General features: G+C 65.0%; 8 protein-coding genes and 1 tRNA gene. 5 read left to right on the top strand and 4 right to left on the bottom strand.

What is annotated here, in order from left to right:
• Nucleotides 1-3: 3 nt before the first annotated feature.
• Nucleotides 4-6,789 carry a type I polyketide synthase gene (locus HMPREF9336_RS15165; RefSeq protein WP_007468559.1) on the bottom strand — a complete coding sequence of 2,262 codons (6,786 nt, stop codon included), beginning with the start codon at nt 6,787-6,789 and terminating at the stop codon, nt 4-6.
• Nucleotides 6,790-7,724: 935 nt separating this feature from the next.
• On the opposite strand from HMPREF9336_RS15165, the gene HMPREF9336_RS15160 reads away from it, so the two are divergent.
• Nucleotides 7,725-8,138, top strand: a complete 414-nt coding sequence (locus tag HMPREF9336_RS15160; RefSeq protein ID WP_007468558.1) for an MmpS family transport accessory protein — start codon at nt 7,725-7,727, stop codon at nt 8,136-8,138.
• The gene (locus HMPREF9336_RS15155) at nt 8,135-11,101 is read left to right on the top strand and encodes an MMPL/RND family transporter (RefSeq protein ID WP_007468556.1); all 2,967 of its coding nucleotides are present in this window, start codon (nt 8,135-8,137) and stop codon (nt 11,099-11,101) included. Before HMPREF9336_RS15160 ends, HMPREF9336_RS15155 begins: the two co-directional genes overlap by 4 nt.
• 156 nt (nt 11,102-11,257) lie before the next feature.
• Here the strand turns inward: HMPREF9336_RS15155 and HMPREF9336_RS15150 are convergent, their stop codons facing one another.
• A complete protein-coding gene (locus HMPREF9336_RS15150) occupies nt 11,258-11,776 on the bottom strand; it encodes a DUF2505 domain-containing protein (RefSeq protein ID WP_007468553.1) in 519 nt (172 codons plus the stop codon).
• 1,288 nt (nt 11,777-13,064) lie between these two features.
• Nucleotides 13,065-13,724 (bottom strand): hypothetical protein, encoded by a 660-nt coding sequence (locus HMPREF9336_RS18740; RefSeq protein WP_169727315.1) that lies wholly within the window; start codon nt 13,722-13,724, stop codon nt 13,065-13,067.
• A gap of 100 nt (nt 13,725-13,824) precedes the next feature.
• Here HMPREF9336_RS18740 and HMPREF9336_RS18735 point away from each other — a divergent pair, with 100 nt between their 5' ends.
• Together HMPREF9336_RS18735 and HMPREF9336_RS15135 are read left to right on the top strand one after the other, a co-directional pair.
• Nucleotides 13,825-14,583: a hypothetical protein gene (locus tag HMPREF9336_RS18735; RefSeq protein ID WP_007468549.1), complete on the top strand. Its 759-nt coding sequence runs from the start codon at nt 13,825-13,827 to the stop codon at nt 14,581-14,583.
• 206 nt (nt 14,584-14,789) lie between these two features.
• Entirely contained in the window at nt 14,790-16,151 is a 1,362-nt protein-coding gene (locus HMPREF9336_RS15135; RefSeq protein ID WP_007468548.1) for an FAD-dependent oxidoreductase, read from the top strand.
• Nucleotides 16,152-16,363: 212 nt separating this feature from the next.
• Here HMPREF9336_RS15135 and HMPREF9336_RS15130 read toward each other — a convergent pair.
• Nucleotides 16,364-16,435 (bottom strand) — tRNA-Gln (locus HMPREF9336_RS15130).
• Between the two features lie 377 nt (nt 16,436-16,812).
• On the opposite strand from HMPREF9336_RS15130, the gene HMPREF9336_RS15125 reads away from it, so the two are divergent.
• On the top strand, nt 16,813-17,025 hold the full coding sequence (locus HMPREF9336_RS15125; protein WP_156920432.1) for a hypothetical protein: 213 nt from the start codon (nt 16,813-16,815) through the stop codon (nt 17,023-17,025).
• Nucleotides 17,026-17,084: the final 59 nt, after the last annotated feature.

Genomic DNA, 17,084 nt, shown 5'->3' with positions numbered 1-17,084 from the left:
AGTTCACATCCTGACCGCGTCGTGCTCGTCGGCACGGCGCTCCGCCTCGTCGTCCTGAGCCGCGGCGTCCTGAACCGCGTCGTCCTGAGCCGCGTCCTGCTTCAGCGGATGACGTTTCAGCAGGCTGCGCTTCGACATATCCCGTTCAGCCGCGTCCTCCACATTCGCCGTTTGGATGAGAAGGTCGGAAACCCGGTTGCCAACTCGCTCAAGTGTCAGATCCGGGGTGAACTGGAGCGCGCCGACCTGGATGTTCAAGCGCTTCGCGGCCCGAGCGCCGAATTCGACCGCCATGAGGGAGTCGATCCCGAGATCCACAATGGGGGCTCGGCGGTCCAGGGTCTCCGGTTCGACTTCAAGCACCTCGGCGAGCTGCTCCACCAGCACCTGCGTGACGGCTGGGCCGCGCTCTTCCGGTTGCAACTGCAACAGCATGGCCCGGAACTCCGCTTGCTCGTCCGACATCGAGGCCGCGTCCTTGGGGAGATGCCCCAAGCGGCTGCTCTGGAAGGCCACCGGCATGGTGGCCTGGAGCCGCTCCCAGTCGGCGCTCACGATGGCGACGTGGGGGAGGTCGAAGCGGGAGCACTCCCGCATGAGCTCCACCCCGGCGTCCATGTCGATGAACTTCATCCCGAGGTAATCGAGGTAGGAGACGACCGCGTCCGAGGTCTCCGCCATGCCGCCGCCGCTCATCGCGCCCCAGTTGATCGAAGTCGCGGGCAGCCCGAGGGAGCGCCGCCACTCGGCGAAGGCGTCCAACGCGCTGTTCGCCGAGACATAGCTCACCTGCGGGACGATGCCGACCAAGGCGCTGATCGAGGAGTAGAGGACGAACATGTCGAGCTGCGACTCGTGTTCGAGCGTCGCCTTGTGGAGGTTCATCGCCCCGGCGATCTTCGGAGCCAGCACTTCCCCCAGCGCGTCCAACGTGATCTCGCCGAACGGCTGGTCGTTGACGACTCCAGCGGCGTGGAAGACGCCCCGGAGCGGGTGCTCCGAAGCCTCCAGCCGCCCGATCAGGCGGTGCGCCTGTTCGTAGTCGGTGATGTCGAGCTGTTCCTCCTGGACATGCGCGCCAGCGGCCCGGAGCGCTTCGATCTGTGTCCGCGCCTCGTCCGTGGTAGCTCCGCTGCGGCCGACGAGGACCAGATGCCTCGCCCCTTTGCCGACGAGCGATCGAGCGGTCGCCAAGCCGAACGCTCCGAAGCCGCCCGTGATGAGGTAGGAGCCGTCCAAGCGCACAGGGGTCGGTTGCGGTTTGCGCGGCAGCACCATGGGGAGCTGGTCGCGCAAGTCGATCACGATCCGCCCCATGTGCGAGGCTTTGAACACGGCCTCGAACGCCTGGACGATTTCCGTGACCGGGAACCTCGTGTACGGCAGCAGCTTGAAGAATGATTCTGCTTCCTCCGACACGGCGAACATCTCGGCGCTCTCCCGAAGGAGCGCCCGGAACTCCTGCGGCCGGCGCAGCATGAGCCGGTCCAGGTCGACGGAGAAGAACGCCAGGTTCTTGTTGAACGGTCTGAGCTCTATCGCGCCGCCGAAGAGGATGTCCGCTTTCCCGATCTCCACGATCCGGCAGAACTCCCCGGCGACTTCGAAGTTCTGGGTGAGGGCTTCGCCCGGCAGGGAGTTGTAGATCACGTCGACCCCTTCTCCGTTGGTCGCCCGAAGGATATCGTCGACGAACGAGACGGACCGGGAGTCGAAGACTGCGGTCGCGCCGAGGTCCAACGCAGCCTGCCGGCGCTCCTCGCTGCCGGCGGTCGCGTACACGACCGCGCCCATGAGGAGCGCGACCTGCACCGCGCCCATGCCCGTGCCACCGGCCGCGCCGTGCACGAGCACCTTCTCTCCGGGTTGGAGCCTGGCCAGGGTGCGGAACGCGTGGACGGCGGCGATGTACGGCAGCCCGGAGCCGATCGTGAGCGGGTCGCGGTTGACGTAGTCGAGCTTCTCCTCCTCCAAACGAGCCCATGGCGTGTCGCTGTCGAGGTCGAAGGTCACGTAGCGGCGCAACGGGGTCGACCTGTCGGCGACGACAACGAGGTCGCCGACCTCCAGCTCGTCGACGTGGGGGCCCACTCGCGTGACGACCGCGCAGGTCTCCATGACGAGCTTCGTGCCGAAGTATGTCCCTTCGAGCTCGCGCTCCCCCAAGATCCCAATGACCTTGAGGGCGTCCTTGAAGTTGAGCCCCATGGACTGGAAGGAGACCTCCACCTGCCGGGATCCGGGTTCGACGCGGTCGCACTCGCGCAAGGCGAGGTCCTTGAACAATCTCGACTTCGGGAGCTGGATTTCATACGCCACATCGGGGTCCGTGGACTGCACAGGCTGGTCCCACACCGCCGTGAGGTCGGACAATGAACGACGCAGCCGCTGAGTCCATCGCTGGCCCCCGCGAACGGCGACCTCGTCGAGGTCGACCCGTGTTCCTGCTGCGCCGACCTCTGCGGCGACTTCGTCCGCCGTGGCCGACCCCGGCAGGTCCACCAAGAACCACTGAATGCTCTCCTTCTCATTGGCCAACGTCCTCCGCGCGCCGACCAGGGGGGCCTGGGCGAGGTCCAGATCGCTGTCGCCTGGGGCGACCAAGGCCTTGCTGGTCACCATGACCAGCTGCATCTCCGGCGCGACGGCCTGCTCCTCGGCGGGAGCCGCCTCCTCCGAGGAGGCCGCCGCGTCAGGCTCGGCCTTGTCCGGGTTGAGCGCGGTCAACGCCTTGGCCACCGCGAGGAGCTGGTAGAGGTTTTCCTCGGCGGTGTTCGTCGTGCCGAAGGCGACGACGACTCTGAGGAACGAGTCGCGGCTCAACACTGCCGAGAGGGCTTCGAGCAGTTCCGCCGACTGGTCTTGCGACGCTCCCGTGGCGAGGCGGACGACGGAGGCTTCATCGCCGGCCGTTTTGCGGACGCCTTCGGCGACCGAAGCCGGCACGTCCCCGACCTCGACGACAGCGTTGGCCTCCCGGACCTCGGCCACGACAGCCTTCTGCTCCTCGGGCTGAGCCCCTTGGCTCTGCCGATGCTCGGCCAAGCGCCGCTCGATGAGCTGCTCGGCGCGGGCGACCTGGTCGACCGGAGCCGCTTGCGGTTGCTCGGCTTGCGGGCTCTCGGCTTGCGGTTGCTCGGCTTCCTGGCCTTCCAGTTGCTCGGCCTGCTGCTCCTCGGCCTGCGACTGCTCCGGCTGCTGCTCCTCGGCCTGCGGCGGGTCGGCGAGCTCCCACTTGAGCTCGTAGAAGTTTTGGGAGAGCTTTTCGAACGGATCAGGAGCAGGTCCGACGGGCTGCAGCACCACGCCGACCATGGCCAGGGCGACGTCGCCGTCCGGGGAGACGAGGTACGCGTTCGCGCGGAGCGGGTGGGAACTCGTCACCTCCACAACGGCCAGCGGGTTTTCGGGCACCTCGTGGTACAGCCGCACCCGCTCCACCGCAACCGGGATATGCGCCATTTGCACGGCGAGCAATTCCGGCCGCGCGGTGAGGACGACCGCGATGCACTGCAGCGCGGCATCGGCGATGGTGGGGTGCACGGAGTACGGGGAAGCGGGTCCGGACTGGTCCGGATCGGGGCTCGCCAGCTGGGCGACACAGGTGGAGCCAGTCACCCTGGCGCTGCGAATTCGCTGGAAGGCCGGACCATAGGCGAGCGCGGCCGCCTCGAGTTGCGCGTAGATGGCCTCGGACTCGAAGACCTGGTCGTCCTCGGACGCTTCGGGAATGTCGATCTTCATGCTCCCGAGGTTCGCCTCGACCAGCCTGCCTCGGGCGTGCTCTGTCCACAGCTCGGTGTGGCTCGAGCGGCCGTTGAAGGTGAACCGGTTCGTGGACCTGTCAAGGACGAGACGGGTGATCGGCACATCCTGGTCCGCGACGATCAGCGCCGCCGTGAAGGCCACCGAGTCCAAGCCCGCGTAGGTGTGGCCGGTGCGCTGGCGCACGGCGCTCAACGCGGCGTCGAGGTACGCGGTCCCCGGCAGCACGACCGTGCCGGCGACGACGTGGTCGGGCAGCCAGGGCAGATTCGCCGGAGCCAATGTGAGCCCCCACGTCGGCGGCAGCTCCCCGATCCGGTCGCCGAGGAGGGCGAAGCGGTCAGAGTCGCCGTAGCGGCTGCTGAGCGTCGCGGGATCCTCTTCCCAGATCTCCTCCCTGACCCATGGGTACCTCGGGAGGTCCATATGCTCGACCGTCCCGTCGCGGTACAGGTCGGCCTCGCCGGGAACGTCGATCGAGCCCACCGCGTACAAGTCCGAGACAGCCTGCAACACGGCCTCTTCGGCGTCCCGGTCGCGGTGCAGCGTCGAGATCGCAGCCCCGAAGATGTTGTTGTGGACGAAGCTCTCGCGAACGTTCCCTGTGAGCACCGGGTGCGGTCCGACCTCGAGGAACACCCAGTAGCGGTCCGAGATGAGCTTGTCGACAGCGTCCGCGAACAAGACGGGCTGGCGGACGTTCTTCTGCCAATAGGCCGGGTCGGCGAACTCTTTTCCGTCGACCCGCCCGCCGGTGACCGTCGAGTAGAGGGGGATCTTCGCCTGACGGGGGACGAGCCCGGTCAACGCGCCAGCGAGCTCGTCGAGGATCGGGTCCATGAGATGGCTGTGATACGGCACGTCCACCCGCAGCGCCTTGGCGAAGACCTCCTCGGCCACGAGCTCGTCGTGCAGGGCGCTCAGCGCGTCCGAGTCGCCGGCCAGCGTCACAGCGCCCCTGCCGTTGATCGCGGCCACGGACACCGCGCCCTCGAAACGCTCGATACGGCGTTCCGCGTCGGCCTGGCCGAGGCCGACCGCGAGCATGCCGCCGGTGCCCTCCGTCTTCGCCTGCACGCGGGCGCGGTGGAAGGAGACCTTCGCGGCGTCGGCCAACGACAGCGCGCCGCTCGCGTACGCCGAGGTGACTTCGCCGACGCTGTGGCCGACCACGGCGGCGGGCCGGATGCCGAAGTGCTCGAGGTATTTCACCAGCGTCGCCTGGATCAAGAAGTTAGCAGGCTGGGCGATCCGGGTGCGCGTGATGCGGGAGGTCTCCTCGGGGCGGAGGATCTCCGAGATCAGCGACCAGCCGGATATCAGGCCGACGGCCTTGTCGACCTCCAGGGCGAGGTCCTGGAAGAGGCCGGGGCGCTCTAAGAGGCTGCGCCCCATGCCCCACCATTGCGGGCCCATGCCGCTGAAGACGAACACCGGGTCTGTGATCCCCCCGAACAGGACGCGCGGCGGAACCGGCTCGTCGCTCTGCGCGTAGGCGCTCAACTGCTCGAGCAAATCGCCCGCGTCGCGGTAGATGAACCCTCTGCGCAGGAAATGCTGGGCCCTGCGCCCGACGATGCCCGTCTTCAGCCGTTGCGCGTTCTCGTCGGTGGGATCCGCGCGCAGCAGCTCCGCGTAGTCCCTTGCGGTGTCCTTCAGCGACGGGCCGCTGCGCGCGGAGATCGGGAAGACCCGCACGCTGTCGCGTTTGGGGGATTGGTTCTCGACGGGCGCGGGCGGCTCTTCGAGGATGACGTGTGCGTTGGTCCCGCCGTAGCCGAAGCTGTTCACTGCGACGAGCGCGGGCCCGCCGAGGTCGGGGTATTTTTCGGCCTCGGTCGGGATCCGGATCCGGAGCGAGTCGAGCGAGACGTCCGGGTGGGGCGCGTTGAAGACGGCCTGCGGCGCGATGGTCCGCCGTTGCGCGGTGAGGGCGGCTTTGATGAGGCCGGCCACGCCCGCGGCGGCCTCGGTGTGGCCGAAGTTGTTCTTCACCGAGCCGATCAGCAACGGCTCGGCGCGCCCCTCGGCCAAGCCGTACGCGTTGCCAAGCGCCGACAACTCCAGCGGGTCGCCGATGCCGGTGCCCGTCCCGTGCGCCTCGACGAACCCGATGAGGGCCGGGTCGACTTCCGCTTCCCGGATCACCCGCTCGGCGAGCTGGCGCTGCGACGTCGGGTTGGGGACGGGCAATGCCATTGTTCTGCCGTCCTGGTTGACCCCGCTGCCCCGCAGGACCGCGTACACGCGATCGCCGTCGCGCCGCGCCTGCTCGAGGCTCTTGAGCACGACCACGCCGATGCCCTCGCCCCGCCCGTAGCCGTCCGCCGCCGCGTCGAAGGATTTGCACCGGCCGTCCACGGCGAGGAACCGGCCTTTGCACATGGTGATGAACGTCTCCGGCTGGAAGATGACGCTCGAACCGCCTGCGAGCGCGACGTCGCATTCGCCCGAGGTGATCGCTTGCACCGCGAGGTGGGTCGCGACGAGGGAAGAGGAGCAGGCGGTGTCCACGGTCATGCTCGGCCCCGTCAGGTTGAGCGTGTAGGAGACTCGGTTCGAGAGCAAGGTCTGCGAAGCGCTGAACGCCGCGAAGTTGTTGATTTTCTCGATCTTGTTGGTGATGCCGCGGCTGACGGCGTTGTCGTTCGTGAAGCCGCCCATGAAGACGCCCACGTTCGTGCCAGCGACCTTCCCGGCGATCCCCGCGTCGTCCAGCGCCTCCCACGTCACCTCGAGCAGCAGCCGCTGTTGCGGGTCGAGGATCGCGGCCTCGCGCCGGGAGATCCCGAAGAAGTCCGCGTCGAACAGCTGGAACCGATGGGTGAGGAAGCTTGCCCGCCGCGTGTACATCCGGCCCGGAGCGTCGGGATCCGGATCGTAGAACTTGTCCGCGTCCCAGCGGTCTTTTGGAATTTCAGTCACAGCGTCGCCCTTGTTGAGGACAAAGTCCCAAAAGCTGTCCGCGTTCTCGATCCCGCCGGGAAACTTGCACCCAATTCCAATAACCGCTATAGCAACCATCGTTTACTCCTCGTTGTTCATTACGGGCGCGTCTTCATTCAGCGCCAAGCGATTCGACGTCGAGCGTCGCCGTGCGTCATAGCATTTTCACAGTACCGGGTCTCGATAATATCTTCACGGTATTCGGAGACATCACTCATGCGTACGCAGGAGTCTAATACCTAGGTCGCAAATCCGGGAGGTGGCCTTTCTCACATCTCCTCGCATTTTTACTTCTCGCATTCCTTGTTTCCGATTCATGTCGAGTTGTTTCTGATTCATGTCGAGCGACGGAGCGACCATGATTGAGCGGAGCCGATAACAACCGGGCGGATAACGACGAATCGAACCGGATCGAAGACGGCTTCGGGACACCTCGGACCACTCGCAGACGGAGGATGAGAGCGCTGCCGTGCACAGAGAGGATAATCCGATCTTGCTATCTTAACTATCCCTGAACAGGGAGGATATGTCTGGTCAACCGACCATAACCTTTCAGGTCGGCCATACCTCCGCCGCAGCGAAGCGTCTCATCTCGATAAAGAATAAAGAGGCTTTATAACTCATATCGACCTATGGCCGCTCATGCGCCTTGCCGCCAAGACTAGACGCGCCAGCGCGCACCCCATATACTGTACGCACACCGAAGATAACGTCCAACGAACTGCCCCCGCCCCATCGTCGCGAGCGCGGCAGAACCGGAGGATTCGACCCCGTTCGGGAAACATTCGGGAAACTAGGGCCAGCTCGAATATGGCCAAATAATGCAGACTTCCCAAGGTCGCGAAAGTACTGCTAGAATCAAGCCCCCGCCACACAATACGTATGCGATGAGGCATGCTGATCTCAACGAAAACAATCGGTTCTCGACGAAAACTGCCGTCGAGGAATTCGTAATGCCGTAAAACCTCCGCCAACGATGCGGCGCGCAAGCAAGCATGAGAAAAGGAGCGTTGATGAAAAGCAGTTGGGTGTACCTCGTCTCTTTATTCGTCCTCGCTGCGGCAGGAGTGTTCATCGCCGTTGTGCGCACGAGTCCGATCCCCGATCAAGCGGTCGGGTACGTGGATATCGCGCCGACCCTCGGAACATTCGCCGAGCGAACGGTGGAATACGAGGCCAACGGACCGAGGGGAGCGCCGGTCACCGTGTCCTACCTCGACGAGAACGCCCACGCCCGCGACGTTGCCACGACCCTGCCGTGGCAACAGTCGGTGCATGCCACAACACCGGCCGTGATGGCCTCGCTGGTGGTGCAGTCGCGAACCGCAGGGGTCGGATGCGGGATCTTGATCGACGGAAAGCTCCGCGACGAACAATTCTCGAACTCGCCCGCAGGTGTGGTGAACTGCAAGGTTCGGGTCGGATGAACGAACGACCGGATCCCGTTCGCAAGCAGGCGGGAAGCGGACGCGTGCCTGCGCTCAACCGCCTGATCACGCTCGTCGCTCGCATATTCAATGAGTTCTCCCTGCCGTTCCGCCGCAAGACCTACGCCCGCGCTCCGGGGCGGCCCCTGTACGCCAGGCTGCTGTACGGGCTCTCCGTTCCGATCATCATCGCGTGGCTGTCGCTCGCCTACGAGCTCAATCTCGCCGTCCCGCAGCTCGAGCAGGTGGTGGAGCGGCACGCCCTGTCCTTCTTGCCGGACGAGGCCGCCTCAGTCAAAGCGCTCGCGAACATGGGCAGATACTTCGGCCAGGGCTCCACGAACAACTTCGTCACAGTCCTGCTCGAAGGGAACGCCCCGCTCGGCGAGGACGCGCACCGTTATTACACGGCCTTGATGCAGAAGCTCAACACTGACAAAAAGCATGTCATCAGCTCTGTCGACGTATGGTCGGACCCCATGCTGTCCTCAGCATTCCAAAGCTCCGACAAGAAAGCCGCCTTCGTCTACCTCAACCTCGCGGGCAATATGGGGACCGCGCTCGCGATGGAGTCCACCCAGGCCGTCCGCGACGCTGTGGCGGCGGCCTCGCCCCCTGCGGGCCTCAAGGTCTACGTGACAGGTCCGTCTGCAGTCGTCAACGACGAGCTGGTCGCGATCAACCAGTCGACCGTGCGTTTGATCTTCACGTGCGCGCTGATCGTCACCCTGATCTTGCTTTTCGTCTACCGCTCGCCGGTCACCGCCGGCGCGCCGCTGCTCGTCGTCTTGGTCGCTTTGACGACGGCCCGGCAGATCGTCGCGCTCCTCTGCGACAACGGGACCATGGGCGTCGCCATCTTCGCCTCGAGCCTGCTCGCGGGCATCATCTTCGGCGCGGGCACGGACTACGGCATCTTCTTGCTCGGCAGATACCACGAGGCCAGACGGGCGGGGGAAGACCGGACCACGGCGTACTACACGGCGCTGTCGGGCGTGCAGCACATCATCCTCGCTTCCGGGCTGACGATCGCCGGCGCGACCGCGTGCATGGCCTTCACCCGGCTGTCGATCTTCTCCACCTCCGGCCTGCCGTGCACCATCGGCATTCTCACGATGCTCGCCGCGTCGTTGACCCTCGGCCCGGCGATACTGGCGCTCGCATGCAGGTTCGGCCTGTGCGAGCCGCGCGGACAACGCTCCCCCATGCGCTGGCGGCGCATCGCCACCCGGACGGTGCGCTGGCCCCTTCCCGTGCTCGCCGGCAGCGTCGCCGTGCTCCTCGCCGCGCTTCTCATCGTGCCGACGTACGCGGCCAGCTACAACGAACGCGCGGCCCAACCGGGCACAACCGAGGCGAATCTGGGGCTCGATGCCGCAGACCGGCACCTGCCGCCGAACATACTGAACCCGAACATGCTTTTGGTGGAGTCCGACCACGACATGCGCAACCCCGCCGACCTGATCGCGCTCGCGAAAATGACGAACGCCATCTACGGCCTCGACGGCGTTCGGGCCGTACAAGGCATCACCCGGCCGCTCGTCTCTGCGCTGCCCCAGGGGACGTTGCCCTACCAAGCCGAGTACATCGGCGAGCGGATCTCCCAGGCGGCGCAGACCACGATCGCAAGACTCCAGGACGTGGCGGCGATCACCGGACGCCTCGACCAGCTCTCCTCGGTGGTCCAGGGCCTTCAAAGCGCCCTGAGAACCACCGAGCGGGGCGTTGGGCTCTCCGTTCGCAGCGGCAAGGAGCTCCAGGACCAATTCCTCGACATCCTATCGGGCATACGTTCTCTTCGTGATGACGTCGAACCGATGGTCGGGTCCAGGGAATTCCTCTTGAACACGATCCCGAACTGCGAGAACATCATTCCGCACTGCGACGCGGTCGTCGCCGGCCTCTCCCTTTTCGGGGATGTCGACCAAATCCTCAGCAGGCTCGACCAATTCGACGAGCACAAGCTCCAGGAGGTCTTAGACGGGGCCCGCACCGCTTCGAGCGCCCTGCCGCAGCTTACTACCCAGATCAGCGCGTTGGGCAAGTTTCTCGCCGATATGCAGCAGACGCTCGCGCCGCTGAGCAGCCTGCTCGACACCGTGCTGCCCCAGATAGACGAGATCAAGCAGTTCGCGGAAGAGGTGTCGAACAGCTTCGCCGCAGGGGATCCGGGCAAGTTCTTCTTCCTGCCGAAAGCTGCCTTTGATTCCCCGCTGTTCCAATCCGCCCTCCGCATCTACTTCTCCCCCGACGGCAAAGCCACCAGGATGCTTGTCATGGGCGAGATGAACGCCTTCAGCAAAGAGAGCATGGACTGCAGCGCCCGCATCATCCCGACGGCGAAAGCAGCGCTGAAGGGAACCTCCCTCGGCGGCAGCAAAGTGAGCCTCGGCGGAGCCGGGGGCACCCTGCTGAACATCGCCGCGTTCGCCAAAGAAGACTTCATCACCAGCGCCATCGCGGCGTTCGCGTTCGTGTTCTGCGTTGTTCTGATCTTGCTGCGCAGCTTCGTCGCCGCGCTCGTCGTCATTGGCACGGTCGGGCTCTCCTACCTTTCGGGGCTGGGGCTCAGCACCGCCATCTGGCAACATTTCGTCGGATTGCCACTGCACTGGGCCGTCGCGCCGTCCTCGTTCATCACCCTCGTCGCAGTCGGCGCGGACTACAACCTGCTGCTTGTCGCCCGGTTCAAGGAAGAGCAGCACGCCGGGATCAAGACCGGAATCATTCGCTCCATGGTCGGCACCGGCAGCGTGGTCACCACCGCTGGCTTGGTCTTCGGCGGCACAATGCTCGCCATGGCGGCAAGCGCCTCCAGCACCTTCGCGCAGATCGGCTCCACCGTCGCGATCGGCCTCTTCTTCGACACTCTCGTGGTCCGCTCGTTCACCATCCCCGCCGTCGCGACGCTGCTGGGCCGGTGGTTCTGGTGGCCCGCCCCAGCGCGCAAACCGGCCATATGACGGAGCAGCTCGCCATGACAGTCCGTGCCCGCGACTCCATTTTCACTGACACGAGAACACAGCTATGAGCCTTGTCTCTATCCTCCCTTAGAGCGCCGAATCATCTCAGCCCCTCCGAAGAAGACCGGCATGACGATCCCGCCATATGACGCAGAATCAGTGGCTCGCGAGCCAAACAATGGTGAAATCCCGCACCATGTCAAGGACTTTGATGATCCGCTCGGAAAGGTTCGATTCGATCTTTGATTTGAGGAACGGGACCTTCAGCTGCAACTCAGTGGTGTAGTTGAGCATCGAACCATTGCCCTTCGGCGTGAGGGCCACATCACCCCGAACCCGCACGGGCGACTCGGGGATGCTAAAAGTGAACAATCCCGAAGCCCGGTTGTTCCAGAAAGGCCCCCAATGCTCGCTGCGATTAATGCGAAGGTCAGCAGCGCGGACGTTCGTGATAGCCGGCGGCAGCTCGGCGACAGGGACCAGATGGCTCGACCAGACCGAGAACCAGCCCTCCGGCACAGGACCCTCGTCCGGGTCTACGCGGAATTCGCACGTCGCCTCCTCGCCGCTAATGCTATTGACTCGGTTCAGCCAATAGCTCTTATCGATAAGCGCATCGTGCAACCGCTTCGGTTCCACGGGGAAATCTGCGGAATAATTGATAGAAGTCGCCATGCGGCCAGCATACCCAAATTTCCTTCCCCCCGCAGCGCTTCGAGCTGCGAAGAACCGTGGTTCTCCGCCGCGCGTGAAACCTGCGCGCAGCCGAGCCTACGCGAGGCTCAACGGCTCGAGTTAAGGATCGCAGAAGCAAAGTGGACAGCCGGGCAAAAAGGCTTCGGAGATGATTTCCGATCTGATCACGCGCAGCCGAGCACGTGCTGTTGCAACACGCTGGTTTCGCCGCTGGTATGGTTCCGAAAGGTCAGCCATGATGAACCAGGGAAGACCCAGCCCACCACCGCAAACGGATGAGCGTCTCACCATGCCAGGGACCGTCATGAGTTTTTCGAGCCACCTCATGATTGTGTCGATCCGCGCTCGCCCCGTCCCGCGTCGACGCTTGACACAACCCTGTATTACCTATCAGTATACTTACGAATTACATGCTGTTAAATCATTTCCGAGAGGAGCTTTCCCGCCCAAGGGCACATACGTCGCCGTCATATACCGCCGTCATTCTCCAAAAGGCATATACCGCTATAATATTCGGCACGCATGAGGAACGCTCGCGGAAACTTGAGCGGAAACTTGAGTTGACAATTTCCACAAGAAAGGCCGCGCCAAACCGAATGGGCTCAAAATGAGCGCGAAAAGTATTGCGCCGTAGAGACAAGGGCTGTATTATTAGCGCAAGCGGACCACCGTCGCTCTGCTCCACGCTTTCTCTGAATCCCCTCTTTTCTTTTCATCCCGGAGGGCCAGAAGACAGTAATTCTATCCCTATCGGCGGCAACGTTGCCAGTGATACGCGGATATGCGCGCAGATCATTTTGCTACATACGTTGACACCCTTGCAACCAGGCCAGCATTCCTGTAACTGAAGCGTAACTCGCGACAGCGGGGCCCGATGAGCTTGAAGCGGGGTCCAACCGGCTTTATTTGACATGCTGTTCCTTCGGGGATGGCCACCAAGGGCGCGTGTTTTGGAACGGGCATAGTGGCCAGAAAATTCACGCGACCGTATCGGAAAATTCACTCAATAGAACACGCAACAGAAGAAGAGAACAAAAGAAGAGAAGATTCACGCAACCCTCAAGAAGCAGCAAGAAGGTTTTCCTATGTCTCAAATGCGCAAAAGGCGTACCTCAGCGCCGCTGACGAGTATCATCGCCGGAGCCACGGCGTTTGCGGCCGCTCTGGCCTCCTACAACTATCGCGACGCATCGACCGCCGCGTTGCCTCAATACGACAAATTCGATGCCATCGGCACGCGTACCGCTCTGCCCCACGCGCTCAACAGCTACGGGTTCTCGACGGTCGACAACCGCAGCGGTGGCGGCTCCAGCTCAGGCGGCGGCTCCAGCTCAGGCGGCGGTTCCAGCTCAGGCGGCGGCTCCAGCTCAGGCGGCGGCTCCAGCTCTAGCGGCGGCTCCAGCTCTAGCGGCGGTGCCAGCTCTAGCGGCGGTGCCAGCTCCAGCGGCTCCTCCTCCGGTTCCAGCGGATCGGCCTCCGGCGGCTCCCTCAGCGGCGCCAGCGCAGGCGGCTCCCCCTCCGGCTCCAGCGGGTCTGGTGCGAGCTCCAGCGGCAGCGTGAACGCCGCCGAGCGCACGGCAGGCTCCAGCACCGGCACGACCACAGGTACAGGTGCCAGCACCGCCTCCGCAGGCTCCAGCACCGCTACGGCTGGCGCAGCCGCAGCGACGCCGAGCACCGCCACCGTCGGCACAGCGGCAACGCCGAGCGCCGCCACAACGGGCACGACCCTGAGCGCGGCAACCGCACCGAGCACCGCCACCGTTGGCACAGCGGCAACGCCGAAGGCCAGCACGAGCGCGGCAACGCCGAGCGCCGCCACAACGGGCACGACCCTGAGCGCGGCAGCCGCACCGAGCGCCACCACGGTTGGCACGGCGGTGACGCCTGTGGCCAGGCCTGGCGTTCCCTCGATAAGTGGTTCCACGAGCCCTCTCAGCGATATCACGTCGGCAATCAGCCGCGCCGCCGACGACACGCTGTACGGCGCTCAGGCCGGCCAGCAAATCGGTGGGCTCGCTCCAGTCGTGGGTGGCGTTGCCGGCAGCATCATCGGCGCCGCCGGCGGTGCGCTTGGCGGCGGCCTCGCCGGTCTCAACGCTGGCTCTCCCTCCGTCGGCAACTTCGGAGAGATCGGAGCCCAGGTTGGTTACAACTACGGAGCCCAGGTTGGTTACAACTACGGCCCCACGAACCAGTTCGGGCCGCTCTCAGCGGTGGTCGCTCCGACCGCCTCGGTTCTAAGCAACCTGGGGATGGCCGCCGACGGCGCTGCCTTCGGCACCGGCCTCGCCATCGCGAGCGTGGGCGCCGGTATCGCAGAGGGCATCAGCGGCTCCGCCAATAGCGTTGCGATCAGCAATCAAGTCCTGAACGCCGCGAACGCGTCCATGGGCCCCGGCACACTCGCGACATCCGCGAATATCGGGAACTTCGGTCGACAGATCGGCAACAGCATCGCCGGTCCGGCCGGCGCTGGGGCCGTTGGCGGTTTCGTTGGGGCGCTGGGCGGCGCCGCGGTCGGCGTGGCCGGCGCAATCGGCCAAACCGTTGCCAGCGGTCTCATCGGCGCTCAAGCCGGCGCTGACTTCGGCAACCAGTTTGGCCTGCTCGGTTTGGTCGCAGCGCCGGTGGGCGCGGCTGTCGGCGCGCTGATCGGCGCGGGCTTCGGCGCAGCGTCCGGCCTCGCCCCCGTCGCGGCAAACATCGCCGCTGGCTACGCGACCGGCGTCACGGGCTACAACGCCCCGATTGACCCGATCAGGACGCCGAACAGCCTCTACTAGCCCGACGGCAAGGAGCAAAACCTAAGAAGGGGCCGAGGTCGCTGCGGCGGTCTCGGCCCCTTCCCCGTCGGAGCCGGCCCCTTCTCCCGCCGAGCGCGCCGCTACCGCGCGGCCAGACGATTTTGGCTTCCTCATCACTGGCAGGGAAGCGACATGATCCCTCTCTTCTAGACAACAACCAGACCCACCCGCTAAAGGAGGTCGGCATGGACAAGTTCGACGTCGTCGTCGTCGGAGCCCGCTGCGCGGGGTCCGCGCTGGCGATGCAGCTGGCCCGGCAGGGACTGCGAGTGTGCGTTGCGGAGAAAGCAAGCGCGCTCGGCGACAAACCGTCCACCCATCTGCTCACGGCCAGCGGAACAGCAGTGCTCGAACGCCTTGGCGTCCTTGACGATGTGCTGGCCGCAGGCGCGACACAGCTGCGCACGATGCAGTTCCGCGTCAACGACGCGACCGTCGCATCGCACATGGACACCGAAATTCTGGGCGTCACGCTCGGGATCCGGCGCGAGGTGCTCGACAACGTCCTCCTCGAGCACGCCGCGAAGGCCGGAGCCGACGTCCGCCTTGGCTGCCCCGTCGACAGCGTCCTCGTCGAGGACAGCCGAGTGGTGGGCGCCGCCACCGCATCCGGGCCGGTGCACGCCGACCTGGTGGTCGGAGCCGATGGCGCGCATTCGACGGTGAGCAAGGCGGTTGGCGCCGAAGAATACCTCGCAATCCCCGGCAATTACATCCCGATGTGGTCCTTCTTCGAGGGGGCGAACCCTAAATTCGACCTCGTCTTCGGGGTCATGAACGGATGCAACATCGTCGCCCCGCGTTTGGACAACGGCATCTACAACGTGCAGTTGGGCTTCCCGACGAGCAACGCCGACGCAGTCTTAGCCGACCGCGGCACGAATTTCGACAACGCCCTGTCCAAGTGCCCGGAACTCGTCAGCGCCGTGCTCGACGCGACCCGCGTCGGGCCACTGCGAATGTATCGGCGGTGGCACGGGTATTTCCGCACTCCGGTCGGCCCAGGCTGGGCGCTGCTCGGCGACGCAGGCCATTTCAAGGACCCTGCGCTGGGGCAAGGCATGGCGGACGCGTTCCGCCACAGCGAGCAGCTGGCGGGAGGAATCCTCCGAGGCTTGGGCGGCGGGGATATCGAGCGCGAACTGCTCGACTGGTGGCGCTGGCGGGACGCCGACGCCTTCGAGATGTACTTCGCCTCATACTTCTTAGGAGACGCCGAGATCCCGTACACGTGGTTCAACTCGCTGGGCCGGGCGCTGCTCAAACGCCCCGACACCGCCGAGCGCATCCTGCAGATGCTCTCGCTGCGCAACGTCAAACCGCGTCACGCGCTCGGGCGGAACATGTCGCTCATGACGGCATACATCGCGCCACGCCTGATCAAAGACATGTCGCAGATCGTGCCGACGATGGTTTCGCTCGACGAGCATCTCTCGCGCATCCTGCAATTGGCAGCAGCCTATCCCGGGCACCGGCTGGGGGCACGTCGGTATCGGAGCCTCCACAAGCTGCCGAAGGAGGCGGCCATGCCCGAACCGGCTCCCTGACGTGTTCCCGTCCGCCAGGCCCTGCATTCGGGGAGCAGCACGCGGGCGCGATCCTCGCGGAGGGCTCCTCGGCACAGCGACAGACTTGGAAAACCGTCAAGAAGCCCCGCGCATGAGCCTAGAGCGGCAGTTCCCCCACGGCCCATTCCGCGCACAGGGTAAAGCGCCCGCCCAAACCAGACGACAAAGGCAGACACGCGAAGCACTCTCTGTTCCGCCGCCAGGACTCGAACCTAGACAAACAGGACCAAAACCTGTCGTGCTGCCAATTACACTACGGCGGATTGCGCAAGGCCCAGTGGGAGAGCTTAGCATCTGCGCGGCGCGCTCGCGACAATGTTCAGCTGCGCGGAGCAGCACGGCCGCCCAAAGCGGAACCAGCCCTGAACGGCAACGGCGCATCACGTGTCGGGCAAGCGCCCGACATGAATTTCTCCCTCGGAAAACGTTCTTCACGAGTTGCGCGTCGGGATAGCACGTCTATACTGGTGAGGCCCGTATGCGGAATACCGCTAGGGTCCGCAAAAGAAAAACACAGAAGGGAACCACCATGGTTTCGACTGCGAAAATCGCTCCTTTTGCCATTCTGGGCCTCATCGGCTTGTACCCGGCCGCCCTCGCCGAAGCGCAGGCGTCGCCTCTCCCGCAGAGCACGCAACATGTGGGATCAGTCCTCCTCAAAGCCGACCCGGACGACTCCGACGACGACGACAACGGCCCTCCCACCTCCGGTAGCGGCTCCGCTCCGGACGGCACCCAGGGCGGCGGCGGCATTAATGGCGGCGGCGGCTCCATCCCCGGCGTCGGCGAAGGCCACGGCGGCCCGCAGGGCGGCGGCGGATGCGTCAACGGCATCTGCGTGAACATCCCGTGACACGCTGAGCGACCCCAAAATTTTGACTGAGAAGGGCTGTTCTCCCGCCGCGCGCGGCG

It is taken from the genome of Segniliparus rugosus ATCC BAA-974 (genome assembly GCF_000185725.2).
GTDB lineage: Bacteria > Actinomycetota > Actinomycetes > Mycobacteriales > Mycobacteriaceae > Segniliparus > Segniliparus rugosus.
The sequence above is the reverse complement of the archived record's forward strand: the minus strand, read 5'-3'. Positions and strand labels throughout refer to the sequence as shown.

Coding starts and splice junctions, on each gene's coding strand:
- HMPREF9336_RS15165 (WP_007468559.1), bottom strand. CDS start 6,789: ATGGTTGCTATAGCGGTTATTGGAATTGGGTGCAAGTTTCCCGGCGGG.
- HMPREF9336_RS15160 (WP_007468558.1), top strand. CDS start 7,725: ATGAAAAGCAGTTGGGTGTACCTCGTCTCTTTATTCGTCCTCGCTGCG.
- HMPREF9336_RS15155 (WP_007468556.1), top strand. CDS start 8,135: ATGAACGAACGACCGGATCCCGTTCGCAAGCAGGCGGGAAGCGGACGC.
- HMPREF9336_RS15150 (WP_007468553.1), bottom strand. CDS start 11,776: ATGGCGACTTCTATCAATTATTCCGCAGATTTCCCCGTGGAACCGAAG.
- HMPREF9336_RS15135 (WP_007468548.1), top strand. CDS start 14,790: ATGGACAAGTTCGACGTCGTCGTCGTCGGAGCCCGCTGCGCGGGGTCC.